This is a genomic window from Allobosea sp. P4_E12 (assembly GCF_056401655.1).
This window is the reverse complement of sequence record NZ_JBFUIY010000038.1, coordinates 1-24630: the sequence shown is the minus strand read 5'-3', so window position 1 is coordinate 24630 and position 24630 is coordinate 1. Positions and strand designations below refer to the sequence as shown.

The following is a 24630-nucleotide window of genomic DNA, read 5'->3' as shown; positions in this document are numbered from 1 at the left end:
CTTCAGCCTGCCATCGCACGGATCGCAATCGGCCAGATGATTACTTTCTGAACTCAAGCTTGCGGTGACTGGCCGGTTTTTCCGTTCACTTCACTTTCGCGATAATCGGAGGCTTCCAGGTGCCGTCGAGGATAGCTTTCTCCGCCATCGTCGACGCGCGGCCGGATCGTCACCTTGGCCTTCTGAGAGGCCGATGCGGCGCCGATCAGCGCGAGTTGCAGGCGCGCCGTCACCCTCACGCAGTTTGCGCGATCGGAGATAACACGCGGGGATTGCGAACCTCACCGATGCGTGAGTAGCCCGACACCCGAAACGGGTGTCAACGTAAGGGTGCCACCGCAGGTCATGCGAGCCTGCTGCCGGCGTGGTGCGCGAAGATGCACCGGATAACGACGCTTCGGCGCCGGCATTGCCCCGTCAATGCAGGCGTCCGCCCACAGGAGGCGACTACGACGTTTCTCACGACGCGATAGGGAGCAAACAGCCATGAAGCCACTTGTCACTGCCAGCCGCTGCGCCAAGACCCTCACCCTTGCGCTGGGCACAACGCTTCTTGCCACGATGGCACTTGCGCAGGAGGGCCCAAACCTACGGACAATGCAGTGTGCCGAGGCCAAAGCCCTGGTCCAGTCGAAGGGCTCCGCCATTCTCAACTCGGGCCCCAACATCTTCAATCGCTACGTCAAGGATTCCGCGTTCTGTGCGGAGGACATGTATCTCACGCCCGCCTGGGTCAGGACCCAGAATTCGAGATCGTGCTTTGTCGGCTACACATGCTCCGACAACCGTGATGACTAGAAGTCCCGGCTGATGACTGGAAGTCCCCAGTGGAGCGGCCTCAGCGCTTGAGACCCAGGCGTCCACGCGACGCGGGAGAGCTCAAAAGAGGCGCGGAGCCGTCGCCACAGGTCGACGCTGCGTCGACGTAAGAGCCCGGGCGGCCCGTTGCAGGGCCGGCCGCCCGGGTGTCGAATGGCCGTCGCCGACGTCAGCGCATCAGTTCGTCCTGCTCGGGCGGATATTCATCGCCAGCGTGTCTTCGTCGACGCGCGGCATGATCGTCACCTTGGCCTTCTGCGAGGCCCATGCCGTGCCGATCAGCACCAGCGGCAGGCGCGGCCGGTCCTTGCCGATCAGCGCTCCGGCCTGCTCGAGCAGGTTGCGCCGCTTCGCCTCGTCGAGTTCGACCCCGGCGGCGTCGATCAGCCTGTCCAGTTCGGCATTGCTGTATCCGGTGACATTGTAGCCGCCCAGTCCGCGCGCGATATCGGCGGTGTGGGTCAGGGCCGCCAGCGTGTAATGCGCTTCCCCCGTGGAGGTGCTCCAGCCGTAGAGGGTCAGCGAATACTCGCCGCGCTGCCGTGCCGGGAACAGGATCGTCGTCGGCTGCCCATTGGAGACGGCATCGATGCCGACCCTGGCGAGCATCTGGACGACGGCAGCGCCGACCTCCTTGTCACCCGGCAGACGGTCGGTGGTGAAGCTCAGCGTCACCCTGAAGCCGTTGGGAAACCCGGCCTCTCCGAGCAGCTGCCTTGCGCGTGCGGCATCGGGCCTGGTGATCGGCAGATCGCGATTGAACCCGAAGATATTGGGTGTCACGAGCTGGCCGACGGGTTTGCCAAAACCTTCCATGGCGATCTCGGCCAGGGCCTGGCGATCGATCGCGAGATCGAAGGCTTCCCGGACGCGCGGATCGAGGAAGGGGTTCTTCGGCAAGGGCGAGCCATCCCTGGCGAAGACCTGAGGGCTCTTCTCGCGGAAATCGAAGTCGACATTGAACAGATAGATCGTGTCCGTCTTTGTCACGGCGAGCTTGGGATCGCGGCCAAGCGAGGTCACGTCCGAGAGGGGCGCACGGGCGATCAGGTCGACCTGGCCCGCCTTGAGTTGCGCGACCCGCGAGGCATCGTTTGGAATCTCCTTGCGCACCACGCGCTGCCAGGGCTCCTTCTCGCCCCAGAAACCGTCAAACCGCTCCAGGACCAGCTCGGAGCGCGGCGTCCACGAGACGAATTTGTAGGGCCCGGTCCCGATCGCGGCCTTGCCGGAGTTGAAGGCGGGATTCGCCGCCTCCGCCGTCAGCAGCTCCTTGGCGGCCTTGGACGAAACGATGAAGAGGCGCACGAAGTCGTTGGGCAGCGTCGGCGCCGGGCCGTCGGTCTCGACCCGCAGCGTATAGGGATCGATGATCGTCACGTCCTTGACGCGGCGGACATAGACGGAGACGGGGCTCGGTCCCTTGATCTGGCGCGAGCGCTCGATCGAGAACTTGACGTCCTCGGCCGTGAAGGCGCTGCCGTCATGGAAGACGACGCCCTGGCGCAGCTTGAATTCCCAGGCGGTTTCCCCAACCGGTTTCCAGCTCAGCGCAAGCCGGGGCTCGAGCTGGAGCTCGTCGCCCGCCCAGACCAAGGTGTCGAAGACATGCTTCAAGGTCTCGGCATGCGTCCCCGTCGAGGTGAAATGCGGATCGACCGATTCCGGGCCGGCGCGAACGCCGATCGTCAGGGTTTGCGCGAAGCCCGGGGCGGCTAGCGAGAGAGCCGTGCCGAAAGCCAGGGCGGCGAGCGAAAGGGAAAAGCGCTTCTTCATCATGGAACCGTTCTTGGAGCCTGGGGCGGCCGATATCTGGCCATGCGGACGCGCTCGGAAGAGTTCCGAGACGTCGGCAGGAGGGCGGTGGTGGGGAAGGGGGTATCTGTCGCGACGCGGCGTCGCGATAGATTTGTGGTCAGGTAATAGAATAGTTCTAGCTAGTGATCGAACGTAATAGAGATAGACTTGCTTATATAGGAGGTCGATCGCGATCATGTTGAATGATATCGAGCGGAATGATCGAACGTCAACGAAATTGAATTGGCGATTATGCGGTCGTGTTCAGAAATTAAATCCCTAGGTAGCTGCCGTTCTGAAAGTTATTTCTTTTTTCAAAATTCGACGTCGCAAACTCTTATGCATCAAAGCTTGGGCGGCTAGTGTGCCCGTCCAGCCCAGTCGAACAGCAGGACACCAAGCGATGAGCGGACGATACAGCGTCACGGCCTCCACCTCCGGGGCGCCCGGTCGCTATGTGATCGAGGGGCACGGCAAGGTGCTGCTGTCCGATTCAGCCATGGTCCGGCAGATCCCTTCGATCGCGCCGGGGCCGATCGAGCTTTTGGTCGCGGCCTTGGGGTCCTGCGCTCTCGCCAGTGCCGAAAGTGATGCGCTGGAGCATGGCATCGCCTTCCAGGCGATCTCCGCAGCGGTGGATGCGACGCGCGACGAGCAGGACGAGACGCGCTTCTCGGCGATCCATGTCGCCATTTCGGTCACGGGGGTGTCTGCGGCTGAAGCGCCAAAACTGCTCGGGCACCTTCTCAATCAATGCCCGATCTTCAACACCTTGCGCCGCGGCGGCGGCGAGGTGACCGCCGCAATCGCCGCGCTGCCCTGAGCGGCCCACATATTCGCAGGCGGGCCGATGCTTCGGCTGGTGTCGAGGGCCTGGGTCCCGCTCGCCAGGATTTATCGACATTCGCCCGCCCGGTGGGCAGGCTCTTCTTCTTCTGCCTCTGCAACCCAGGCTGAACCCTGGGTCGCAGGAGCGCAGGCGCGTCCCTTGCTGCGACTTGCCTTGCCGCTAGAGGCTCAGGCTTCGTAGCCCAAGGGATCGTCGACGCTATGGGCCGGCTGCGTGAACCAGCGCGCACCGCCTTCCGCCATATAGGCGATGTCCTCGAGGCGAACGCCGAATTCGCCGTAGATGCACATCATCGGCTCGACCGAGAAGCACATCCCCGCCGCCAGCGGCGTCCGGCTGCCCTTGACCATGAAAGGCTCCTCGTGGATCTCGAGGCCGAGGCCGTGTCCGGTGCGATGGGGCAGGCCCGGCACCTTGTAGCCGGGGCCGAAGCCTGCGGCCTCGATCACGCCGCGCGCAGCCTGGTCGACGGCCTCGCAGGGCGCGCCGAGCACGGCCGCCCCGAACCCGGCGAGCTGTGCGCGCTTCTCCAGGTTCCAGATCTCGCGCTGACGCTCTGTCGGCTCACCGAAGACATAGGTGCGGGTGATGTCGGAGTGATAGCCGCCGAGCCTGGTCCCCGTGTCGATGAGCACCATGTCGCCGTCGGCCAGCGTCTGCGGGTAGGGGACGCCGTGCGGATAGGCGGTGGCTTCGCCGAACTGCGCGGCGCCGAAGGTCGAGCTCAGCCCGAGCTTGCGATGGGCGCGGTCGAGGAATTCGACCAGCTCCGTCGTCGTCAGGCCGACGCGCAGCACCCGCGCCGCAGCCCGGTGAACCTCCATGGTGATGTCCATGGCACGCTGGATCAGGGCGATCTCGGCTGCCGATTTCACCTGGCGGCAGGAAGCGGCGATCGGACCGCCGCTGGCGAAGCTGTAGCGGTTGCCGGCCTTGCGCAATCCGTCGGCGATGAAGAAGGGGGTATGGGGGTCGAGTGCGACGGTGCCGCTCTCATAGCCGAGGCTGCGGATCGTCTCGACGACGAGCGCGGTCGGGTCCTCATGCTCTTCCCAGCAGCGCACATCCTCGCCGAACTGCATGTATTCGCGCGTCTTCGGCTCCTCGAAGGCCGGGCTGAGATAGACGATTTCGCCCTCTGCCGGGATGATCGCGCCATGCAGGCGCTCGGTGAGCTTGAGCTGGATGCCGGTGAAATAGTGCAGGTTGGCCGAGGTATCGAGATAGAGCGCCTGCAGCCCCTGTTCGCGCAGGAGCGCCTGCGCCCTTTCGATGCGGGCCTTGAACTCAGCGACCGCGACCGGCTCGACGCCGGACGTCATCGAATTCAGCCTGGCGAGTTCCGCTTCGAAGCTCGAGCCTCCCACCCCAATCGTCATCGGTCGTCATCCCCTTGGTTCGTTCGGTTCCCGGAACGCTGTTCCGGCGCGCGCGGGCACGGCTGGGCCATAAATCCTGGCCCGTCGTCCCGGTGCAGTGCGCGTTGATAGTGCCTTGCATATTATTCGTCGACAATGACGCGAAAGGCATCGCCGGGTTGCGATAGCGCGTGCGTGACCCTCGCATCGATCGATGATGCGCTCAGTCGCTCCGGGCAGAGGGATGTGTGGCACGGCGGGCGAGCGCTGTGCTAAGTTTGGCCCGTCGCGTGCAGGCGAGATGAGGCGCCGGCTCGTCCGGTGGGGGATCGCGGTCATCCCGCGGATGCCGAGCCCCACAATCCGTCACGCCGACCTGATCATGAGGCGCTCTCCCACGTTTGTCCGACGGGAGGACAACCGATGCGACACACCCTGACCGACAAGGCGTTTGCGGTGGCCCTGGTCCTGGCCGCGACATCGCCAGCCTGGGCGCAGGATCAACGCCCCGGGTTCAGCCAATCCCTCACCTGCAGCTTCAGCCACGACCAGGGGGAAACGAGGATCACCCTGAGTGGCCGCTGCTCCGGCGCGCTCGACTTCAGCCTCTCCGTCCAGATCGAGCGCCGGGACGCGTCGCGGACGAGGGGGCAGGAGAGAACCTTCCGCGAGGGCACGGGGCCCATAGCTGACATCGCTGAGCCAAGGTCAGGTTCTGGCGTATCCGGCACGCAAAGATGGCGAGCGATCGGTGGCTTCGATCTCTGACGTCAGCTCTCCCCGTCTTCTGCGTGCGCTCGTTCGAACGCCCAGACGCGCTCGAAGCCGATCATGTGGACGAATTCAGTGAACGGGTAGAGCTGGCCATCCCAATTTCGCGTCGAGCCGGTCGACTTGAGATGCGCGAAAACCGCCTGCAGCGTGCTCGCGGCGGCGAGCAGTCCGGCAACCGGGTAGATCGCGATCCTGTATCCGAGCCCCTCCAACTCCGCGCGGCTCAGGATCGGCGTGCGGCCACCCTCGACCATGTTCGCCACCAGCGGGGCGTCGAAGGTCCGGCCGATCCGCTCCATTTCCTCGACGCTTTCGGGCGATTCGATGAACAGGATATCGGCGCCGGCCTTCAGGAAGGCCTCTCCTCGGCGCAGTGCCTCGTCCAGGCCGAGCGCCGTGCGGGCATCGGTCCGGGCGATGATCTTGAACGCGGGCGACGAGCGCGCATCGGCCGCGACCTTGATCTTGCGGACGGCATCCTTGAGCGGAATCACCCGGCGGCTCGGAGTATGGCCGCATTTCTTGGGGAATTCCTGGTCTTCGAGCTGGATCGCCTGGGCGCCGCTCGCCTCGTAGCCGCGAACGGTATGGTCGACATTGAGCAGGCCGCCATAGCCGGTGTCGCCATCGGCTATGAGCGGCGTCGCGGTGCCTTCGGCGATCTGGCGGACGCGCCCGACCATGTCGGTATAGGTCGCCAGACCGGCATCGGGATAGCCGAGATGGGAGGCGACGACGCCGAAGCCTGTCATGTAGAGCGCGTCGAATTCGGCCTGGTCGGCGAGCTTGGCCGAAACCAGGTCATAGACGCCCGGCGCGACGATCAGCCCGGGCCGGCTCAGGCGTTCGGAAAATGTCTCGGGCATGGGTGATTCCTGCTGACGCGGGGCCGGCCGCCTGCGACGGCGGCCGGGACGATGGCATTGGCCGGGCTCTCTTTGCGCCCGGCTCTCTTGGGCCGGGTTCTATTGCGCGGGGTAGGTGATCTTGGCCGCGGCCTTCTCGGCCGGCCAGACGACCTCTTGGCCCCCGTCGGGCTTGTACTGCACGGCGATCATGCTCGCGTCGGTGATGAGCTGGTGCTTGCCCCCCATCTCCGAGGCCGTGTAGGCGACTTTGCCATAGGGCGTGTCGAAGGTCGTGGAGCCGAGATTGGCCAGGATCTTGGCCCGGTCCCAGGAGCCGGCCGCCTTGGCTGCATCGCGCAAGGTCTGCATGGCGACGTAGCCCTGCACCGCGCTCGACACGACTTCGCCGCCACGCTTCGCCTCGGCTTTCTTGACCCATTCTGCCAGGCCCGGCGTCGTCTGCTTGGCCGACCAGAGATCGACGACGACGACATTGTCGCCGGCTGGGCCGAAATCGGAGCGCTTCTCACCGGCGCCCTGAGTGACGAGCAGCTTCGGCTTGATGCCGAGCTGCAAGGCCTGCCGGGCGATCTGGAGATTGTCCCCGGAATAGCCGATCAGGAAGAGGATGTCCGGGTTGAGGCCCTTGGCCCGGTTGAGGATCGGCGAGAAATCCGGCGTCCCAGCACGGAAGGGCTCGTTCATCACCACCTCCAGGCCGGCTTCCTTGGCATATTGCTGGGTGAACTTGGCGCCGTCGGTGCCGTAGAGCTTGTCCTCATAGGCGATGGCCAGCGTCTTTACGCCCGGAATGCTCTTGAAGAAGTTCACCGCAGCCTTCTGGCGATGATAGTCCCAGATGTAGACGTGGTGGTACCAATCGTTCTTGCCGAAGGTCTCCTCCAGCCGGACGGAGGACGAGCCTGGATGGATGAAGATCGGCTCGTAGCGCTGCACGGCGCTGAGCAGCGCAAAATCCGAGGTGCTGCCGAAGCCGCCGACGAAGGCGTCGACCTTGTCCTGCGTCGCGAGCTTCGCCGCGATGCTGGCCGAGGTATTGGGCTCGCCCTTGGTATCCTCAATGACGAGCTCGATCTTGCGGCCGAACAACCCGCCCGCCTCGTTGATCTCGTCGGCGGCGTATTGAATGCCCCAGAGGATCTGGGTGCCGCCACCGGCGAGCGCACCGGTCAGCGGCAGCGGCACGCCGATCTTGATCGGCGCCTGTTGTGCGAATGCGGGCGCGGCGATTGCCGTCCCTGCGAGCATGGCGCCCGCCACGAGGCCTCTCAACTTGGTCCACATCGTGCTTTCCTCCCTGAATTCGCCTGCTCGCAGACGGCAGGTCTTCGCTTGGGTTCTCAGGCTAAAATCCGAGATAGGCGATCCTGAGTTTCTCGTTGCCGGCCATGTCCTGCATCGTCCCGGTCAGGGCGACCTGCCCCTCGTCGAGCACGAGGCACGTATCTGCGACGCTCATGGCGGCGGCGAAGTTCTGCTCCGCCATCACGATGGCGCAGCCACTCGCCGCCTTGACGCGCCCGAGCGCCTCGAACAATTCCTCGACCAGCTTGGGCGCCAGCCCGGCCGAGGGCTCGTCCAGCACCAGCACGCGGGGCTCGATCATCAGCGCGCGCCCGATCGCCAGCATCTGGCGCTGCCCGCCGCTCATCGAACCGGCGAGTTGCCCGGCGCGCTCGCGCAGGATGGGAAAGAGCGCGAAGATGGTCTCGAAGAGACGCTCGCGCTCGCCAGCGGCCGCTCGCGGCGAGAGGGCCTCGAAGGCGCCGCGCAGGTTTTCCTCGACCGTGGCATTGGCGAAGCAGCGTGCGCCGTCGGGAACGAAGGCGACGCGGGCGCGCGCGAGTTGCCAGGGCGACAGCCCGGACAGATCCAGGCCGTCAAGCCTGAGGCTGCGCCGCCCCGTCTCGACCGTGCCGATGAGCGCGCGCAGCGCGGTCGTCTTGCCGGCCCCGTTGGGACCGAGCAGGACCAGGAGCTCGCCGCCCGAGACCGCGAGCGACAGGCCGGGCAGGACGACGAGCTCGCCGTAACCCGCCTTCTCGATGGAGACTTCGAACCGGTTCACAGCGAGAACCCCTTGCCCAGATAGGCTTCCCGGACACTGGCATCCTGCAGCACGTCCTGGGGCTTGCCCTGTGCGAGCAGCCGGCCCTGATTGAGGACGATGGCATGGCCGCACAGACGCGCGATGATGCGCATGACGTGCTCGATCACCACGACCGTGACGCCAGAGGCATGGATCTCGCGAACCAGGCCGATCACCTGGTCGGTATCCTCCAGGCTCAGCCCGGCCATGGCCTCGTCGAGCAGGAGAACCGTGGGGCGGCAGGCGAGGGCACGGGCGATCTCCAGCCTTCGCAGATCCGAGACCGAGAGCTGGCCGCAGCGCGTGCCGACCGCGGGACGCAGGCCGCAATAGCGGGCGAGATCGCCGGCGCTGCGCGCGCCGCCGGGCAGGGCGCGGCCGGAACGCGCATAGGTCAGCGGGACCGAGATCACCTCCTCGATGGTCAGTTCCTTCGGTACGCGCGGAACCTGATAGGTCCGCGCCAAGCCGCGATGGACGATCAGGTCGGGACGCAGCCCGTTGATCGGCTCGCCGCCGAGGCTGATCTTGCCTGTGCGCGGCGGGATCTGCCCGGAGACCATGTTGACGAAAGTGCTCTTGCCCGACCCGTTCGGCCCGATCAGCGCCGTGATCGCCTGGCCGGGCACGTCCAGCGTCACCTCGTCGATCGCCTTGAGGCCGCCAAAGGCGACGGTGCATGTCTCGACGCTGATCGCTGTCATGATGCGAGCCTCGGCTTGGTCTGCGCCTGCCCTGACCTGGGCCGACGCCGCCGCAGCCGGTGCCGGACGAAGCCCACCAGCCCCTCCGGCATGCCGACGATGAACAGGATGATGACGGCGCCATAGACGACCTGATAGCCGACGCCGCCGACGACATGACGCGCGACCTCTTCGAGCAGACGCAGCACCACGGCGCCGACCAGCGGGCCGAGCGTCGTGTCCATGCCGCCGAGGATGGTCACGGCGAGCGGCAGGACGTTCCAGTTGGTGGTGAAGACATCGTCGGGAATGACGTATCCGTAGAGGCCGCAATAGCAGGCACCGGCGAGGCCCGCGACCATCCCGGAGACGACGAAGGCCAGGATTTTCAGCCGCGTGACAGGCACACCCGAGGCAGCCGCGAGATCGGGATTGTTCCTGATCATGAAGAAGGCCGGACGAAAGCGCCTGCCGAGGAAAATGTCGCTGACGATGGCGGCCGCGACCAGGCAGCCGGTGATGAACAGGAGCTGCAGCGGCGGCGATCCACCCGCGATGACCGGCGGCATGATGCCGGTCGAGCCGCCCGTCAGCCCCGGCGTGACCAAGATCACGACATGGATCGACAGGCTGAAGGACAGGGTCGCGATGGTGAAATAGAGCCGCCGCAGGCGCAACGTCACTGCGCCCAGCAGCAAGGCGACCACGCCGCAGAGCAGGATGCCAACGGTCCAGCCGAGCACGGGGCCGAGCACGGGCGTCAGCAAGGCCGAGCCATAGCCACCGATGCCGAAGAAGGCGGCGTGGCCGAGCGAGACCTGGCCGGTGCGGGACAGGATATCCCAGGCCAATGCGAGGATGGCCGAGATCGCCGTGCCGATCGCGACCTGAACCAGAAAGGGCCGATCCGCGGCCGCGATCAGCAGGAGTGGCGCCGCAATCGCCGCATAGAGGGCGAGCCGTGCGGGAAGACCGGAACTCATGCCTGCACCTGCTTGCCGAACAGGCCGCTCGGGCGCACCAGGAGGACGAGCAGCAGAACCAGGAAGGAGACGCCGAAGCCCCAACTGCCGCCTCCCGATACGAAGGTGCTGATCAGGCCTTCGATCAGGGCGAGGATGGCCGCCCCGATCAGCGCGCCGGGGATATTGCCGAGGCCGCCGAGCGCGATGATCGCGAAGGCGCGGATGACGAGGTCGACGCCGACCGTCGGCTGAACGTAAAGCACGAGCGCGACGAGCCCGCCGGAGATGCCGGCGGCCGCACCGCCGATCGCGAATGACAGCTCGAAGACGCGGTCGACATTGATGCCAGCATGCATGGCGAGCACGGGGTCGTCGCTGGCGAAGCGCATCTGCGTGCCGTAGCGGGTGTGGTTCTTGATGCCGAGCATGACCAGGAAGAGCAGCAGGCCGACCAGCGCGACGACGATATTGTTGCCGGGAATGGTCACGCCTGCGAACTGGAGCGAGGGCAACAGCGCCGGCGCCTGCATCACCCGCGCATCCGGCGACCACAGAATGATCGCGATATTGAGGATCAGGATGGACAGGCCGAGCGTCGCCAGAAGCTGATTGTGCTCGTCCTGCTTCAGCACGCGGGCCAGGAAGCCGCGATAGACCAGGATGGAGAACAGGCCGAGCGCGACGCCCGAGGCCAGCATGCCCAGCCAGGGCGACAGGCCGTAGCCGGTATAGAGCCAATAGGTCAGGAAGGCGCCGAGCATGACGAATTCGCCATGCGCGAAATTGATGATGCGCGTCACGCCGACCGTGAGCGTGAGCCCGGCCGCCACGGCCGCGTAGAGGCCGGCCACGCAGAGCGACAGCAGAACCGCCTGGACGATCGACGCGGTCATGTCCGCCTGTCCTCCACGCAGAGCGCCTCAGTCATCGACCGTCTCCGTCGACGCTTCGGAGAAATCGAGCAGTCGCGACTTGTACTCGCTGCGCGGCAGCGTGCCGGCCGGGGCGAGGTGCACGGTGGTGGTCACCACCAGCGTGGCGCGGATATCGCTCTCGATCTTCTCGCGCAGACCATCCGAGGCGGTCTCGCCTTCGGCAAGCTCGACGACGACCTTGAGCGGCGGTGCCTGCTTGACGCCCTTCGCGGAGGGGCGGACCGAGACCACGCCGGTGACGGCGGGCGCGAACCGGTTGACGACCTCGCGGATCGCCGAGGGAAACACGTTCACGCCGCGGACGATCAGCATGTCGTCGGTCCGGCCAATGCAGCGCACCCGCGGCGACGTGCGGCCGCAGGAACAGGCCCCCGTGCGCAGGACGACATGGTCGCGGCTGCGAAAGCGCAGCAGCGGCGCGCCGCGATGCCTGAGATGGGTGTAGACGAGTTCGCCGGTCGCGCCGTCGGTCTGCGGAACCTGCTTGCCGGTCTCGGGATCGATCAGCTCGAAATGCACGAAGCCGCGGCCGGAAAAATGCATGCCCTGCTGCTGCTCGCACTCGCCCCAGAGCGAGACGGAAATATCGCCGATCCCCATCGCCTCGGTGACCTTGGCATTCCAGGCCTGTTCGAGCTTCTCGCGCATGGCCGGCTCGCCGCCGCCGGGTTCGCCGGCCACCATGATCCGCCTGATGCTGCTATTGGGCAGGTCGAGCCCGCGCGCCTCGCCGATCTCGGCGAGATGCAGCGCATAGGACGGGGTGCAGGCGAGGATCTGCGGCTTGAGTAGTTTCACGGCGGCGAGCAGCCGCTCGGTATTCCCGGTCCCGACCGGGATGTGGCAGAGGCCGAGGCGGGGGAAGGAATCGAGTGCGGCGCCGGCGACGAACGGCCCGGCATTATAGGTCGAGATGACGCGCTCGCCCTTGCTCAGGCCGCTGGCGCCGTAGCTGCGGGCGGAGGTTCGGACCCAGTTTTCCAGGTCGCCTGCGGTCAGCGGAATATAGCTTGGAATCCCGGTCGTGCCGCTGGTGGAGAAGATGCGCACCACCTCCTCCAGGGGCGCTGCGAGATGCGTCCCGATCGGATGGGCCTCGCTGCGGCTCTGCCGCAATTCATCCTTCTCGGTCAGGGGCAGGGCTTCGATGTCGTCGAGCCCGCCGACCGATTCCGGCGTCGCGAAGCCGTTCGCCTGCAGCTTGTCGCGAAAGAAACGCGAGTGTTCGAAGAGATAGCCGACCTGTTCGCGATAGAGGCGGTCGTCAAGCGCGCGCTGCTCGGGCCAGGGAAGTGTCTCGATATCGGGCTCTTGGAGCATGTCCCGGTCCTTCGCTTACATCGTGGGGTCGTAGGCGATCGCTTCCTCGGCGTGGTGCGCGAGAATGAAGCCGATCGGGCGCTTTTGTTCCTCGGCGAGATGCCCGAGAAGTCCCGCGGTGCGGGCCAGGATCGGCACGGCCTTGATCATCGTGTGCGGGAAATCGAGGTCCATCAGCACGGCAGCGATCGGACCGGAGACGTTGAGCGGCATCTGGCGGCCCCATGCCGTCGCGACAGCGCTGCGCATCCGCTTCAGGAGGTCGAGATGGCGACCGGCAATGCCGCGTTCCTCGACCAGGGCGAAGATCCGCTCGGTTCGCGGATCGACGGGATGATGGATCGGGTGGCCGAAGCCCGGCATCTTGCCGCCCTCGCGCCGTGTCCTGGCGGCGATGTCGTTGACGACGGCATCGGGATCCTCACCGGCATCGACCCGGGCAGCGGCTTCGGCGAGCACCTTGGCGCACAGCTCGGCCGTGCCCAGAACCACCGTGCCGCAGCCGAGAATTCCGGCGGCAACGGCGCATTGCAGGCTGTCGGGCGCTGCGGCCAGCGTCATGCGGGCGGCCTGCGCCGTCGGTGTCAGCCCATGCTCGGCGATCGCGACGAGGAGAAGATCGAGGAAATAGCGCTGCTGCTCCGACGGCTTTTCGCCGGTCACCAGGAAGAAGAAGAAATCGGTGAAGCCATAATGGCCCATGATCTCGCTGGCGAAGTCCCTGCCCCGGATCTCGATCCGGTCCGGAGTGGACGTACAGATGCCCGTGATGGCCGGGCCGGCCTTGCCAATCAACATGTCGCTCCTCCTGCCGCAGCCAGCACGAGGCGAAGCGAAAGCCGCGCAGCGGCGAGAGCCGTGCGATCAGTCCCGGATGGGGGACAGGCGTTTCCTCTTCGCCGCTTTCGGCTTGTTTTGTCTTTTAAGTTTGTAGGACAATATTGCAGGTCGAAACGTTGTCAACCGGGTTTCCTGCTGATAGGCAGATCGTCATGACGACACTCGACACCCACCTCGCCAGCGCTCTGCCGGAGCCCGAGAACGCCGAAGGCCCGGCGCGCGGCGGAACCGTCGAATACGTCCTTGATCATTTGCGCGCCGGTGTGCTCCAGGGGCGCTATGCGCCGGGCCAACGCCTGATCGAAGCCGACCTGACGCGCGATCTGCGGGTCAGCAGGGGGCCGCTACGCGAGGCCTTTCGACGCCTCTCCGCGGAGGGCATTCTTGAGATCGTGCCGCATCGCGGCGCCCTCGTGCGCCGCCTGACCCTGCGCGAGATGAAGGAGCTGTTCCAGATCAGGCTCGGCCTGGAGACCCTCGCTGCCCGGCTGGCTGCGGAAGCGATGGCCGATCCGGTGACGAAAGCGCGGTTCGAGCGGGAGATCGAGGCGATCTGGGACGAGCACCCGCGCCCTCCGGGCGCTGAATATATCGACGAAAACCATCAGTTTCACGATGCGGTCGTCGCGGCGAGCGGCAACGAGCAATTGCTCAAGCTGACGCGGCAGCTTCGGCTCCCTGTCCTGATGTATCAGCTGGCGGGAACACTGAAGGCCGAGAACATCGCCGCTTCGCTGGCCGAGCATCGCGCCATCGCGCGCGCCATCCTCGCCGGCGACGCCGCACTGGCCGAAGTGCATGTGAAGGACCATCTGCAGCGCGCCATGGGCCTCGCGCAGGCCATGCCACACCGGGTTTTCGCTCGCTAGCTCATCGGACCGGACATCGTATCCGCCCCGATGATCTAACCTTTTGTGTTAGCATCGGCTTTGCCCCGAAAACCGCAATCCACTTTTCGGGCCGATCCTTTAACGCATCGCAGCGGCACGTCTTCGGCGGCGAGCCCCATCCTGCTCGCTGTTTTTCGACCGGCGATCTGAGAGACGCGTGGCTTCGCGTGGCTTCGCGTGGCTTCGCGTGGCGCCGGAAGGCGCTGCGCGCACACTCGCGCAAGACCCGCTACCAGAGCCGCAACCTCGCGCAGCGAGCTTGGCCTGCAGCTCGATTATGCCAATAGCCTGAACGGGCTGCCGGTCGCCGGCTATCTGCGGGCGAGCTGGGCGCATTACTTCCAGCGCGATGCCGGTCTCTCCGCCTCGATCGCCGGGCTGACCGGCTCAGGCTTTGCGGTCGAGGGGGCCAGGCCCGCGCGCAACAGCGCGCTGCTCGCCGCCGGGCTCGACCTCAAGCTCAGCCCCTCCGTCACGCTCGGCGCCCGCCTCGACGGCGAACTCTCCGGCCGCACCAACCGCCTCGGCGGCCAGGCTCAGATCAGGGTCAGCTTCTGAGCTGGCCCGTTCGGAGCTGATCGCGTCTTCCGGCGCGTTGATCGGGTCGGTCGGGGAGGGCGCTTGCGGTCGGCAAGCGCCAGCGGTTTCTGTCGCCAGCATCTGGAGGCGATCTGCCGCCCTTTTCGGCCGAGGCGACCGAGTGACCAGTCCAGCGTGTCTCAACCGAAGATGCTGCGAGCGAGGAAGCCGCCCGGCACTGCCTCGACCTAGCCCCCGACACCTCATCATGGGAATGATCCGCAGCATTCCCCGCATGGCGTCGAGGAGCGGCTCCCTGCGCGGGGGTGACTTGCGAGACGGTGATGGTCTTTGCGCTGCGCGCGATCAGGGTGTTGATTGAGGCTTGGCCCGGCTCGCCATCTCCAACGGAAGAGAGTGCGAGCAGCAGCGATCAAGCTCGGGCATGGCGCCGACGTCGGGATGGCCATCTTTTTGCAACATGCTCCGGCGGAGGGCGACGCATGAGAACGCGAATGCCCTGACCATGCCGTGTTCGTCGCCCATTCATACCGAGTCAGGAGGTCCCGATGACCGGCCAAGCCAGTAACCCGATCCTCGATGCCCGCCTCGGCGAGGTGACGGAGCGCATTGTCCGGCGCTCCCGCGACACGCGCCGGCGCTATCTCGACCGGCTGGCCGCAGCCGCCGAGGCCGGACCGCGCCGCCAGCGGCTCGGCTGCGCCAACCAGGCGCATGGCTTTGCCGCCTGTGCGCCACACGACAAGGCGATGCTGCGCTCCGGCGCGGGCGCCAATCTCGCCATCGTCACCGCCTATAACGACATGCTCTCGGCGCATCAGCCCTATGAGCGCTTTCCCGAGCTGATCCGCGCCACGGCGCGGGCGGCAGGCGGGGTCGCGCAGGTCGCCGGCGGCGTRCCCGCCATGTGCGACGGCATCACSCAGGGCGAGGCCGGCATGGAGCTGTCGCTGTTCTCGCGCGACGTCATTGCGCTGTCGACCGCGGTTGCGCTGTCGCACCAGAGCTTCGATGCGGCCGTGTTCCTCGGCATCTGCGACAAGATCGTCCCTGGCCTGATCATCGGCGCGCTGTCCTTCGGCCACCTGCCGGCGGTGTTCATTCCGGCCGGCCCGATGACGTCCGGCCTCTCCAATGACGACAAGTCGAAGGCGCGCCAGCTCTTCGCCGAGGGCAAGGTCGGCCGCGACGCCCTGCTCGAGGCCGAGGCGCAATCCTATCACAGCCCCGGCACCTGCACCTTCTATGGCACCGCCAACACCAACCAGATGGTGATGGAAATCATGGGGCTGCACCTGCCGGGCGCCTCCTTCGTCAATCCCAACACGCCACTGCGCGATGCCCTGACCCGGGCGGCGACCGAGCGGGCGATGGCGATCACCGCGCTCGGCAACGACTATACGCCGGTCGGGCGGATGCTGGACGAACGCGCCTTCGTCAATGGCGTGGTCGGCCTGCATGCCACCGGCGGCTCGACCAACCACACCATGCATCTCGTCGCGATGGCGGCTGCCGCGGGCATCCAACTGAGCTGGGACGATTTCTCCGACCTCGCCCAGACGACGCCGCTGCTGACCCGGATCTATCCAAACGGCAAGGCCGACGTGAACCATTTTCATGCTGCCGGCGGCATGGGCTTCGTCATTCGCGAATTGCTCGGAGCCGGGCTGCTGCATCGCGATGTCGAGACGGTCTGGGGCAGCGGGCTCGACGCCTATGTCCAGGAGCCCGCGCTCGGCGCCGACGGTGCGCTGACCTGGCGCGACGGCGCCGAAAACAGCGGGGACGAGATGGTGCTGCGCGGCGCCAAAGCCCCGTTCCAGCCGACCGGCGGGCTCACGGTTCTGACCGGCGATCTGGGCCGGGCCGTGATCAAGACCTCGGCCATTGCCAGGGAGCGCCATGTCATCGAGGCCCCGGCGCGGATCTTCCACAGCCAGGAGGCGCTGCAGGCCGCCTTCAAGGCCGGCGAGCTCACGGGCGACCTCGTCGCGGTGGTGCGTTTCCAGGGGCCGCGGGCCAATGGCATGCCCGAGCTGCACAAGCTGATGCCGCCGCTCGGCGTGCTGCAGGACCGCGGTTTCAAGGTGGCGCTGGTCACCGACGGACGGCTGTCGGGCGCCTCCGGCAAGGTTCCGGCCGCCATCCATGTCACGCCTGAAGCCGTCGAAGGCGGGCCGATCGCGCGGATCCGCGAGGGCGACCTGATCCGGGTGGACGCGGTGGCGGGAACGCTGACCGTGCTGGTCGAGGCCGCGGAATGGGCCGCGCGCAAGCCGGCCGAGGCCGATCTGGAAACGTCGCATTGGGGCGTCGGGCGCGACCTGTTCGCGTCGTTTCGCGCCGCCGTGGGAACAGCCGATACGGGGGCGACGATCTTTTCGGGGGTGTAGACCGTCGGACCGGAGAGCATGTCCGGTTTGATGAGCTAACTCTTTGTCTTTGCGTCGGCTGTCCCGAAAACCGCAATCCAGTTTTCGGGCCGATGCTTGAGCGGGGCAGGGCGCTGGCGTCGCTGCCCCTGAGCACTTTGCCCGCCGGCTCCTCAGGGAACTGCAGGCCGCCCCTTGCGTTCTGGCAGTGAGGAGCACGGGAATGTGCCATGCCGATGCACTGGTTCACCCCACCCGTTGTCGTTCAAGCCGACCGGCCTGAAGTGACCTATTCGGTCACCCATGTCGAACGAGCTGCAGAGTTCCTGCTTGCCTGGAAAGCGATAGGTGCGGGCCCGAAGTGGCAAGACGCTGTGCGCGCCTGCACCGCAGTGCTCAACGGTGCCGGGACTGTTGGTCATGCTCGGGAGACGTTCGAGGAGGCAGCGCGGGAGTGTGGCCGCCTTATCGGGTAGTCAGGCTGCGTTGACGGAGCTGGCTGCCCCACGAAGCGGATCCCATGGGGGCCGCGGGAATCTCTCGCGTCTACGAGCGTTTAGCTCTGTACCTCACGTGAACACTGGCCCGGTGGTCCAGCAGTTGCGCCCCTCTCACTCGTCACTTGGCCGGGTGATGGAGTTCCGGAGCTGTGAGGGGGGAACTGGCGTTAGCCACTGACTGTCGAGGGTCAGTTTCGCCGCGAAAATAGGGGTTCCATCGGCGTAACGGATTCTCATCTCGACGCTGAGATTGTCACTGGCCTGGATATGCTCTGCGATGATGTCGCCGAGGCTGGAAAGTGCTGAAAGGCGTGCGGCCGCGTGATCTTCCAAGTCAATCCCTTCGTCATCCGCCACCAGTTCGGTGTTGATCTCGATGTCGAAAAAATACTGAGCCATGCAGACTCAACCACGCCAAGGTCGGCTGGTTCCCGGCCCTCCGCGCGTTCAATTCGTTGCATTATGACCACGGTTGCGCACGACCGCTCGGGCCGTAGCTTTCCGCGCTTGTGTTCTTTTTAAATGTTTTAAACTGTGAGCATCGCAGGGAGAATGCGATGCCGTTTCGTTCCATTGTGGCCACACCGGAAGAACTCGCCCTGATTGTGGCCGTGTTCGAGAAGGCTTGGAGCGAGATCGATGCGCGAGGATCGTTCGACGTATTGAAGGCCGCCGGCCAGCGTGAGCGCCTTGGCTACATCGTCGCCGGATTGTGGTCGGCGGGCGAAACGATCGATCTGGCCAAACTCGCTGTACTACGGTTCGATGAGACCGCTATGGCTGACGCTCTCGAACGCCAGACGGTCATCCCGAACAAACCCTGACACATTGGTGATGCTGCACGGAACTCGGCGCTTCGCGATGGGTTCGCTATCGCGTGGGGGCGTCGTCCACATCCGGCGCCGTCACGGCCTAAGGGCCCCGCTGCTCCCGCCGGATCAGCGAGGCCCCCTGTCAGCCCTTCGTCTTGATGAGGCGAAGCCGCTCGATCTGAACTTTCAGCGCGGCAACGGCGGCCGCGCCGCGAATGCCCCTGATGCCTTGGCTTTCGCGGTCAGGGGCGCCGGGGACGCCGTCCAGGATTTCGGCACGCTTCGCCTCGGGCAGGGAGAGCAGGTATTCCACCTCGCATTCGTGCCGCCACTCCCCGGAATCCGAGAGAACCTCTCGGCCGAAGAGATGGGACCAGACAACGCGAGGGGAGGAGCCGGGCACGGTGAGCCTCCAGGGTTGCCCCCAGGCCGGTCGATCGCAATGTCTTCATCGACGCAGGCACCGCATCCTGCTTGGGCTTAATCGTGAGGCTGGTCTCTGGTTCCGTCAAGGAACGATTCCTCCGGGCCCGGCGTTCTCCTGACGTGATGGCGAAGCTGCTGCGCGCGCGCACCGTTTTCTGCGATCCCGTTCCGGCGCCGAGGCGCTAATAGGCGCCGTCATTGCGCGGCGTAAAGTTCCGCGCCAGGCTTACCTCGTCGACGCTCCGCTCCCCCGCATCGAGCCGTGCCTCGCCACGCTTGCGACCAAGCCGCCCACCGGTGAAGCGACCGCATCTCAGTCCTCGCGGAACCCATCTCAGAATGAGCCGGCGGGCCGCTGCCGTCCGGAATCGGACCCATTGGAGACATGTGAAGATCGGCGTCTGGTGCCCGTGGTTGGCCCCATTGCCGACATCTGCAGGGTCCGCTTGCAGGTAAAGTGACTGAAGACAGCGTAAGGACGGCCGGGTTTGGCAGACTCGCGAGGTCCCGCCCCGGCTCGGAACCAATCGTATGACCTGCGTATGAAATGTCGGCAGGCGCCGCGCCTACCAGGTGACGCGCAGGCCGAGATTTCCCTTGATGCCGCGGCGATGGTCGCCGCCGATATTGCTGGTGTAGCTCGCCGCCGCGTAGACACCGACGTTCGGCATCACCTGGGCCGCGACGCCGCCGCCCAGTTCGAGCGAGCTGTAGCCGAAGCCGGTTGCAATCGGCGTGACGTTGAAGGTTGCCGTGTCGCTGCCCGAAAACGTGCGCCAGAGATTGGCGAGGAGATAGGGTTTCAGCGTCATCCCGCCCAGTGCCCAATCGCCGGTGAGCCGCGCGCCGATTCGGCCGGTCAGCGCATCGTCGGGCGAAAAGCGGACCGCGGAGAAGCGATCTCGCTCCGTTCCGAACGAGACCGATTGCCAGATCAGTTGCGCCTGCGGCTCGAGCGCCAACCCGGCACCGATCTGGATGGGATAGCCGGCCTCGAGCGAGCCGGTGAGACCAGCTCCGTCGGCGCTCATCCCGATGCCGCGGGTCGAGCGCGGATCGCCATCGAACCAGGAGGCCAATAGCACCGCGTCGACATACCAGCGTGACGGACCGATATGGGTCCAGTAGGCGCCGAGGCTGGTTGCATCCATCGTCAGCTTGCCGACCAGCGCCCGCTGCTGGGCGAGAGCGAAGCCGCGGGCGTCGAGATCGGCGCTGGCGAATCCGAGGAACAGGCCAAGCCGGTCGCGGTGGCCATCATAATCCCAGCCGAAGAGATCCTGACCGGCCTGGAAGCCGCCGAGATTGCCCTTCATCTCGGGCGAGAGCAGGCCTGAGCGACGCTCTTCGGCACGGCGACCGAAGACGCGGCCCCAGGCGCCCGGAAGCGCACCCGAGCCGAGGAGCAGGGCCTGATCGCCCTGGCGCTCGTGAAAGGTCCCGAGCGTCGCCAGGCCGAGCTGGCGCGCCACACCGGGCAACAACGTGTAAAGCGCCGCTTCGGGGCGGAAGAGAGGGATGGGACTGCCGGGAGGCGTCACGCCGGGCGGCGCAGGTCCGACCGGGGGCGTCACGCCGGGGGGCGTCGGGAGGAACTGGTTTCGCAGGAACCAGTCATTCTCGGTGCCGGGCGTAACGCCACCCTGGAACAGGAGATACTCGTAGGCGCCAGCCGCGACGACGCCGCCGAGCGCGAAAGCACCGGGGTCGGTGGTTCCGCCATTCACCGCGCTGACCACCTGGATGCCGTTGCCTGTCGTCAATTCGCCGGTCCCGCCAGCATTGGTGACGGTGATGAGGGAATTGCCGGTCGCCGAGCCGCCATTGATAACGAGGCGATCGGAAGGCGAGCCGTCAGTTCCGAGGACAGTGTTCAGCCCTATCGTGCCGCCACTTCCCGTATAGCTCGGCGTCGTCAGGAGTGTGCCGGGCGCAGTGTCCGTGCCCATACTGACGAGGCCCGCATTGGCGACGCTCGGAATGACGTGGCTGAAACCGTTGAGATCGAGCGTTCCGCCGCTTGCAACCGTCATGGCCGAGTTTGGGCTGAGCGCGTTCAGCCCACCGGCCCGCAACGTGCCTCCGGTGACGTTCGTTGCGCCCCCATAGCTGTTGGCAGCGGTGAGCGTGGTCGTGCCCGCAAGCACATTGACCGTGCCATTGCCGCTGATCGCCGACGCAAACGCGTAGTCTGAGGAGGTGTGATTGAAGTTGACCGTACCGGTGCCAACGCCAAAAGCGACGCTCGGGGCCCTCACTGTGCCGGGCGCCGCCGCCGGATTGCCCGCGCCCGCGCCGATGTTGAGCGTGCCAGTCGATCCGGTATTCGCCGCGATCACGACAGAAGGCGCGGCGACGACGCCGCCATCCGCAATCGTCAGCGCGCCAGTGCCCAGATTGCCAATCCTGATCCCCGCAATGTCGCTCCAGAAGGAGCCTGCACCAGTCACGGTCACGGTACCGCGCGCCCCTGCACCGTTGCCGATATTGGTGACGAGGGGGGTGATATCGAGGACCGTCCCGCCATTTGCAATCGTGAGTGTGCCGGTGCCGAAACTCCCGATATTGAGCCCGCCCTGTGGGCCGTTGATCCAGCTGGAGCCCCGGCCGGTCACCGTCACCGTGCCCGTCGAGCCCGCAGACTGTCCAATCGAGCCTCCGGCGCTGCTCGCCGCAGTACCGTCTTGAGCCGTGCCGCCGTCTTGAATGATGAGAGTGCCGGTCCCCAGGCCGCCGACCACCAGGGGGTCAATATTCGTCCAGCTGGAGCCCGGGCCGGTCACGATGACCGTGCCCACCCCGCCGGAAAGATTCCCGATCGTCCCGAGCTCATTGGTCAATGTCCCGCCGTTCTGGATCGTAAGCGTACCCGTCCCGTTTGCACCGACGGACAGATTGTTAGCCACGGCGCCCGGGCTGCTGATCACCGTCCCATTCGGCGTCACAGTGTTGATGATTGCGTCGTCGGTCCGCCTGGGAAAAGTAGAATCCCAGTTGCCACTAAAGAACCAATCGGAGGTGAACCGTCCGGTCCAGTTGCGCGTCTGGGCGTGTGTCGAAACCGTCGATGCTGCGAGAAGCGCGATCGTCGCCAGCGCCGTCGATAAGCCAAATCTGACACTGCGTGCCGGCAACGCCGCGCGCCGCATAAACCGCGCGACAAGCCAACGCCTTCGATCGTTCGCGCCGGAGTCCGGCAGCACACGCCCCCAATCCATGGCCGCCCCTACGTGTGGCCCGCGGCGTGATCAGTCGATGATCGCAACGCGAGCTCAGTCAGAAGTCAGAATCGAATTTGGCTACGGCGTAACGTGGTGATCAGAGAAAGCGCCAATGACATCTACAAAATGTTTACGTCGGCGCGATGAGCGCGAATGCGGGCCCAAATATTCAAGGGCCTGTTGCACGAACGCCGCGGTTTCCGTTCGTATACTGCTGATATCACGGACCGGAATTTATTGTCGCCGCAATTACTGGTCCACCTGAGGCGGGCACTGCGATTGTCGGGAATACGTCGCGACCTGCCGCCGAGCTTCAATCTGCCCGCGTCCGCTTCAAGGCAACCCGCCAATGTCTGGTGGTGGCGTGATGGGGGGCAATGCGGCAGCACATGCGAAGGTCAACAATCCACCCTTCTCAGTCGTTGGTGGCGAGCCTCCGCACTTGCGGAATCGGACCGAGGCTGTGTGCAAACGCGCTGACGGCGTTTGAGCGACGAGCGGCGTGAACGCGTGACGAGATCGGGTTCAGGCGCGGATCGCTTCCATCAGCGACTTGGCACCGATGATGGCGATGACGCGTTTGAGGTTATAGGCGAGGACGTGGAGCCCGATCTCGGTCTTCACGTTGGGCAAGTGCCTCGTCAGGAAGTGCGTCGATCCCATCCAGGCCTTGATCGTGCCGAAGGGGTGCTCGACGAGCCGCCTTCGCAGGCGCATGACGCCGGGCGTCAGGTCCATCCGCTGCTGAAGGGGGTCGATGAGCGCCTCGTGCTCCCAGCGGGTCACGCGCCGCTCGACGCTGGGTGTGCACTGAGCCTTGAGGGCGCAAGCCTGGCAGCTGGCACGATCCCAGTAGCGGTGGAGCGTGATGCCCCGCTCGACCGTGGTCATATGGCGCGGCAGCAGCGCGCCGGATGGGCAGCGATAGACGTCCTGCTCGGGCAGATAGACGAAGTCCTGTTTGCCGAACCGCCCCTCCGCCTTGGCGCCGGAGGTCAGCGGCTTGGGCAGATAGGGCGTCACGCCCAAGGCCTCGCAGGAACGGATCTCCTCGCCGGAGAAGTAACCGCGGTCGGCCAGCGCATCGAGCTCTTCCACGCCCATGGCGTCTTTGGCCTTGGCGGCCATGGTTGCGAGCTGTTCGCGGTCGCTGCCGGTCATCACCACGTCGTGGGCAACGATCAGGTGATGCTCGGCTTCCACCGCGGACTGGACGTTGTAGCCGACGATCCCGCTGCCGCGTCCGCTGGTGGCCATCGAGCGAGCATCCGGATCGGTCAGCGAGACCTGACCGTCCGGCGCGGCCTCGACCCGTGCCTCCATCGCCTGAAGCAACTTCATCTGCTCGCGCAGCCGCTCGACCTTCTCCGTCAGCCGTTCCGAACGTGCCTCGGCGGCCTCGCCCTCCTGGCGGTCGGCCGTGTCGAGGTCGCGCAGGTAGCCGGCGATGTGCTCGGCGACTTGCTCCAGACGCTTCTGGAGCTTGTAGGCCGTGAAGTTCTTGTCGCGGCTGTTCACCGCCTTGAACTTGCTGCCGTCAATCGCAACCAGGGCGCTCCCGAACAGACCGATCTGACGGCACAGCACCACGAACTGCGCGCAAGCGGTCTGGATGGCCGGGCCATTGTCCTTCCGGAAGTCGGCGATCGTTTTGTGGTCAGGCGCCAGTCGGCCGGTCAGCCACATCAGCTCGACATTGCGCTGAGCCTCGCGCTCCAAGCGGCGGCTGGACTGGACCTTGTTCAGGTAGCCGTAGATGTAGAGCTTCAGCAGCGTCGCCGGGTGGTAGGCTGGCCGCCCCGTCGCCGCCGGTGTCAGGCCCTCGAAGTCCAGCGCCCTCAGATCCAGTTCGTCGACGAAGGCGTCGACCACCCGCACCGGGTTCTCATCGGCCACATAGTCGTCAAGACAATCAGGAAGCAGCGTCGGCTGGCGCCGGTCAGAACCTTGGACGAAGCGGCTCAACTCCCTCCCGACTGCAACGTCAGGAGTCTAACTCAACAGCGCGTTTTCACACAGCCTCGACCCGTAGCAGAAGTGAAAGGATCATGGGCTAGCTGGATTTCATGATCTATTGGCTGGACGATCGGCCGATCGAGTGGAGCTGCGAATGTCCAGTCCCCGGATGCCCAACCCCTTGAAGCCGTTGACGCCGATCGGTCGGCTTAAACTCGTGCTGGCCGCGATTTTTGCGGGTGTAATGTCCATGATCGGGTTCCGATATGCGCCAATGTATGCAGACCCGGCCTTTCAGCCGACTGGACGTTGGGCGCGCATGGCAGACTGGGAGCCCTTTTGGAGGGGGGCATACGCTGCGATCGGGGCTGCGTTCTTTGCGCAGATGGCGGTTGTTTTGTTACTTTTAGCGATGAGGCGCGCCACACCGAAGCAAGCGTCCGAAGCGAAGAGAGAGCATAGCAGGGTGCAGGCCGGTAAGACACCGCGCTCGGACGCGGAACGTCCGTAGCCGACCCTTCTCGGACTCTGTCCCCATCGCCACCCGGCGTCCGGAATGCGCGGAAAAGGAGACATGCGCCCAGCGTCACGCGCCGTGCCTCTCCCGCACGCAC

The 24630-nt window shown here is 65.7% G+C and carries 23 protein-coding genes; 8 read left to right on the top strand and 15 right to left on the bottom strand.

Annotation, left to right across the window (positions count from 1 at the left end; all coding sequences use genetic code 11):
* Window positions 1–53: 53 nt before the first annotated feature.
* Window positions 54–233 carry a hypothetical protein gene (locus AC1DW9_RS30835; RefSeq protein ID WP_476776800.1) on the bottom strand — a complete coding sequence of 60 codons (180 nt, stop codon included), beginning with the start codon at window positions 231–233 and terminating at the stop codon, window positions 54–56.
* A 253-nt stretch (window positions 234–486) separates the two neighbouring features.
* On the opposite strand from AC1DW9_RS30835, the gene AC1DW9_RS30830 reads away from it, so the two are divergent.
* Window positions 487–798: a hypothetical protein gene (locus AC1DW9_RS30830; protein ID WP_476776799.1), complete on the top strand. Its 312-nt coding sequence runs from the start codon at window positions 487–489 to the stop codon at window positions 796–798.
* 198 nt (window positions 799–996) lie between these two features.
* Here the strand turns inward: AC1DW9_RS30830 and AC1DW9_RS30825 are convergent, their stop codons facing one another.
* Window positions 997–2598: an ABC transporter substrate-binding protein gene (locus tag AC1DW9_RS30825; protein WP_476776798.1), complete on the bottom strand. Its 1602-nt coding sequence runs from the start codon at window positions 2596–2598 to the stop codon at window positions 997–999.
* A 421-nt stretch (window positions 2599–3019) separates the two neighbouring features.
* On the opposite strand from AC1DW9_RS30825, the gene AC1DW9_RS30820 reads away from it, so the two are divergent.
* Complete coding sequence (locus AC1DW9_RS30820) at window positions 3020–3439, top strand: OsmC family protein (protein WP_441493634.1); 420 nt, start codon at window positions 3020–3022, stop codon at window positions 3437–3439.
* A gap of 194 nt (window positions 3440–3633) precedes the next feature.
* On the opposite strand, the gene AC1DW9_RS30815 is transcribed toward AC1DW9_RS30820, so the two are convergent.
* Window positions 3634–4845 (bottom strand): M24 family metallopeptidase, encoded by a 1212-nt coding sequence (locus AC1DW9_RS30815; RefSeq protein WP_476776797.1) that lies wholly within the window; start codon window positions 4843–4845, stop codon window positions 3634–3636.
* 402 nt (window positions 4846–5247) lie between these two features.
* Between AC1DW9_RS30815 and AC1DW9_RS30810 the strand changes: the two genes are divergently transcribed.
* Complete coding sequence (locus AC1DW9_RS30810; protein ID WP_441507213.1) at window positions 5248–5592, top strand: hypothetical protein; 345 nt, start codon at window positions 5248–5250, stop codon at window positions 5590–5592.
* 2 nt (window positions 5593–5594) lie between these two features.
* Here the strand turns inward: AC1DW9_RS30810 and AC1DW9_RS30805 are convergent, their stop codons facing one another.
* The 8 genes from AC1DW9_RS30805 to AC1DW9_RS30770 form a co-directional block, all read right to left on the bottom strand.
* Window positions 5595–6464 (bottom strand): isocitrate lyase/PEP mutase family protein, encoded by an 870-nt coding sequence (locus tag AC1DW9_RS30805; protein WP_476776796.1) that lies wholly within the window; start codon window positions 6462–6464, stop codon window positions 5595–5597.
* Between the two features lie 99 nt (window positions 6465–6563).
* Window positions 6564–7751, bottom strand: a complete 1188-nt coding sequence (locus AC1DW9_RS30800) for an ABC transporter substrate-binding protein (RefSeq protein WP_441507215.1) — start codon at window positions 7749–7751, stop codon at window positions 6564–6566.
* A gap of 61 nt (window positions 7752–7812) precedes the next feature.
* The gene (locus AC1DW9_RS30795) at window positions 7813–8535 is read right to left on the bottom strand and encodes an ABC transporter ATP-binding protein (protein ID WP_441507216.1); all 723 of its coding nucleotides are present in this window, start codon (window positions 8533–8535) and stop codon (window positions 7813–7815) included.
* Window positions 8532–9260, bottom strand: coding sequence for an ABC transporter ATP-binding protein (locus tag AC1DW9_RS30790; RefSeq protein ID WP_441492773.1), 729 nt, complete (start codon window positions 9258–9260; stop codon window positions 8532–8534). Before AC1DW9_RS30790 ends, AC1DW9_RS30795 begins: the two co-directional genes overlap by 4 nt.
* The gene (locus AC1DW9_RS30785) at window positions 9257–10222 is read right to left on the bottom strand and encodes a branched-chain amino acid ABC transporter permease (protein ID WP_441492774.1); all 966 of its coding nucleotides are present in this window, start codon (window positions 10220–10222) and stop codon (window positions 9257–9259) included. Before AC1DW9_RS30785 ends, AC1DW9_RS30790 begins: the two co-directional genes overlap by 4 nt.
* Window positions 10219–11097, bottom strand: a complete 879-nt coding sequence (locus tag AC1DW9_RS30780) for a branched-chain amino acid ABC transporter permease (RefSeq protein ID WP_441492775.1) — start codon at window positions 11095–11097, stop codon at window positions 10219–10221. The genes AC1DW9_RS30785 and AC1DW9_RS30780 overlap by 4 nt, the downstream gene beginning before the upstream one ends.
* Window positions 11098–11124: 27 nt before the next feature.
* Complete coding sequence (locus tag AC1DW9_RS30775) at window positions 11125–12459, bottom strand: phenylacetate--CoA ligase family protein (protein ID WP_476769502.1); 1335 nt, start codon at window positions 12457–12459, stop codon at window positions 11125–11127.
* 15 nt (window positions 12460–12474) lie between these two features.
* Entirely contained in the window at window positions 12475–13257 is a 783-nt protein-coding gene (locus AC1DW9_RS30770; protein WP_441507219.1) for a citryl-CoA lyase, read from the bottom strand.
* A 194-nt stretch (window positions 13258–13451) separates the two neighbouring features.
* Here AC1DW9_RS30770 and AC1DW9_RS30765 point away from each other — a divergent pair, with 194 nt between their 5' ends.
* The 4 genes from AC1DW9_RS30765 (at window position 13452) to AC1DW9_RS30750 (ending at window position 17577) form a co-directional block, all read left to right on the top strand.
* Window positions 13452–14168, top strand: coding sequence for a GntR family transcriptional regulator (locus AC1DW9_RS30765; RefSeq protein ID WP_441492778.1), 717 nt, complete (start codon window positions 13452–13454; stop codon window positions 14166–14168).
* A 198-nt stretch (window positions 14169–14366) separates the two neighbouring features.
* Complete coding sequence (locus AC1DW9_RS30760; RefSeq protein ID WP_476776795.1) at window positions 14367–14747, top strand: autotransporter domain-containing protein; 381 nt, start codon at window positions 14367–14369, stop codon at window positions 14745–14747.
* Between the two features lie 530 nt (window positions 14748–15277).
* Window positions 15278–17122, top strand: a complete 1845-nt coding sequence (gene edd / locus AC1DW9_RS30755; RefSeq protein ID WP_476776794.1) for a phosphogluconate dehydratase — start codon at window positions 15278–15280, stop codon at window positions 17120–17122.
* A gap of 209 nt (window positions 17123–17331) precedes the next feature.
* Window positions 17332–17577 (top strand): DUF982 domain-containing protein, encoded by a 246-nt coding sequence (locus tag AC1DW9_RS30750; RefSeq protein WP_441508707.1) that lies wholly within the window; start codon window positions 17332–17334, stop codon window positions 17575–17577.
* A gap of 135 nt (window positions 17578–17712) precedes the next feature.
* Here the strand turns inward: AC1DW9_RS30750 and AC1DW9_RS30745 are convergent, their stop codons facing one another.
* Window positions 17713–18000 carry a DUF6894 family protein gene (locus tag AC1DW9_RS30745; RefSeq protein WP_476776793.1) on the bottom strand — a complete coding sequence of 96 codons (288 nt, stop codon included), beginning with the start codon at window positions 17998–18000 and terminating at the stop codon, window positions 17713–17715.
* A 158-nt stretch (window positions 18001–18158) separates the two neighbouring features.
* On the opposite strand from AC1DW9_RS30745, the gene AC1DW9_RS30740 reads away from it, so the two are divergent.
* Window positions 18159–18425 carry a hypothetical protein gene (locus tag AC1DW9_RS30740; RefSeq protein WP_476776792.1) on the top strand — a complete coding sequence of 89 codons (267 nt, stop codon included), beginning with the start codon at window positions 18159–18161 and terminating at the stop codon, window positions 18423–18425.
* A gap of 130 nt (window positions 18426–18555) precedes the next feature.
* Here AC1DW9_RS30740 and AC1DW9_RS30735 read toward each other — a convergent pair whose 3' ends face one another.
* From AC1DW9_RS30735 to AC1DW9_RS30725, 3 genes are all read right to left on the bottom strand, one after another.
* Complete coding sequence (locus AC1DW9_RS30735) at window positions 18556–18816, bottom strand: DUF7696 family protein (RefSeq protein WP_441508704.1); 261 nt, start codon at window positions 18814–18816, stop codon at window positions 18556–18558.
* A gap of 589 nt (window positions 18817–19405) precedes the next feature.
* The gene (locus tag AC1DW9_RS30730; protein ID WP_476776791.1) at window positions 19406–21745 is read right to left on the bottom strand and encodes an autotransporter family protein; all 2340 of its coding nucleotides are present in this window, start codon (window positions 21743–21745) and stop codon (window positions 19406–19408) included.
* Between the two features lie 840 nt (window positions 21746–22585).
* Entirely contained in the window at window positions 22586–24025 is a 1440-nt protein-coding gene (locus tag AC1DW9_RS30725; protein WP_476776790.1) for an IS1182 family transposase, read from the bottom strand.
* Between the last annotated feature and the right edge of the window lie 605 nt (window positions 24026–24630).

Coding starts and splice junctions, on each gene's coding strand:
- AC1DW9_RS30745 (WP_476776793.1), bottom strand. CDS start 18,000: ATGGCTCAGTATTTTTTCGACATCGAGATCAACACCGAACTGGTGGCG.
- AC1DW9_RS30830 (WP_476776799.1), top strand. CDS start 487: ATGAAGCCACTTGTCACTGCCAGCCGCTGCGCCAAGACCCTCACCCTT.
- AC1DW9_RS30750 (WP_441508707.1), top strand. CDS start 17,332: ATGCCGATGCACTGGTTCACCCCACCCGTTGTCGTTCAAGCCGACCGG.
- AC1DW9_RS30810 (WP_441507213.1), top strand. CDS start 5,248: ATGCGACACACCCTGACCGACAAGGCGTTTGCGGTGGCCCTGGTCCTG.
- AC1DW9_RS30775 (WP_476769502.1), bottom strand. CDS start 12,459: ATGCTCCAAGAGCCCGATATCGAGACACTTCCCTGGCCCGAGCAGCGC.
- AC1DW9_RS30790 (WP_441492773.1), bottom strand. CDS start 9,260: ATGACAGCGATCAGCGTCGAGACATGCACCGTCGCCTTTGGCGGCCTC.
- AC1DW9_RS30815 (WP_476776797.1), bottom strand. CDS start 4,845: ATGACGATTGGGGTGGGAGGCTCGAGCTTCGAAGCGGAACTCGCCAGG.
- AC1DW9_RS30785 (WP_441492774.1), bottom strand. CDS start 10,222: ATGAGTTCCGGTCTTCCCGCACGGCTCGCCCTCTATGCGGCGATTGCG.
- AC1DW9_RS30770 (WP_441507219.1), bottom strand. CDS start 13,257: ATGTTGATTGGCAAGGCCGGCCCGGCCATCACGGGCATCTGTACGTCC.
- AC1DW9_RS30805 (WP_476776796.1), bottom strand. CDS start 6,464: ATGCCCGAGACATTTTCCGAACGCCTGAGCCGGCCCGGGCTGATCGTC.
- AC1DW9_RS30825 (WP_476776798.1), bottom strand. CDS start 2,598: ATGATGAAGAAGCGCTTTTCCCTTTCGCTCGCCGCCCTGGCTTTCGGC.
- AC1DW9_RS30800 (WP_441507215.1), bottom strand. CDS start 7,751: ATGTGGACCAAGTTGAGAGGCCTCGTGGCGGGCGCCATGCTCGCAGGG.
- AC1DW9_RS30820 (WP_441493634.1), top strand. CDS start 3,020: ATGAGCGGACGATACAGCGTCACGGCCTCCACCTCCGGGGCGCCCGGT.
- AC1DW9_RS30740 (WP_476776792.1), top strand. CDS start 18,159: ATGCCGTTTCGTTCCATTGTGGCCACACCGGAAGAACTCGCCCTGATT.
- AC1DW9_RS30765 (WP_441492778.1), top strand. CDS start 13,452: ATGACGACACTCGACACCCACCTCGCCAGCGCTCTGCCGGAGCCCGAG.
- AC1DW9_RS30780 (WP_441492775.1), bottom strand. CDS start 11,097: ATGACCGCGTCGATCGTCCAGGCGGTTCTGCTGTCGCTCTGCGTGGCC.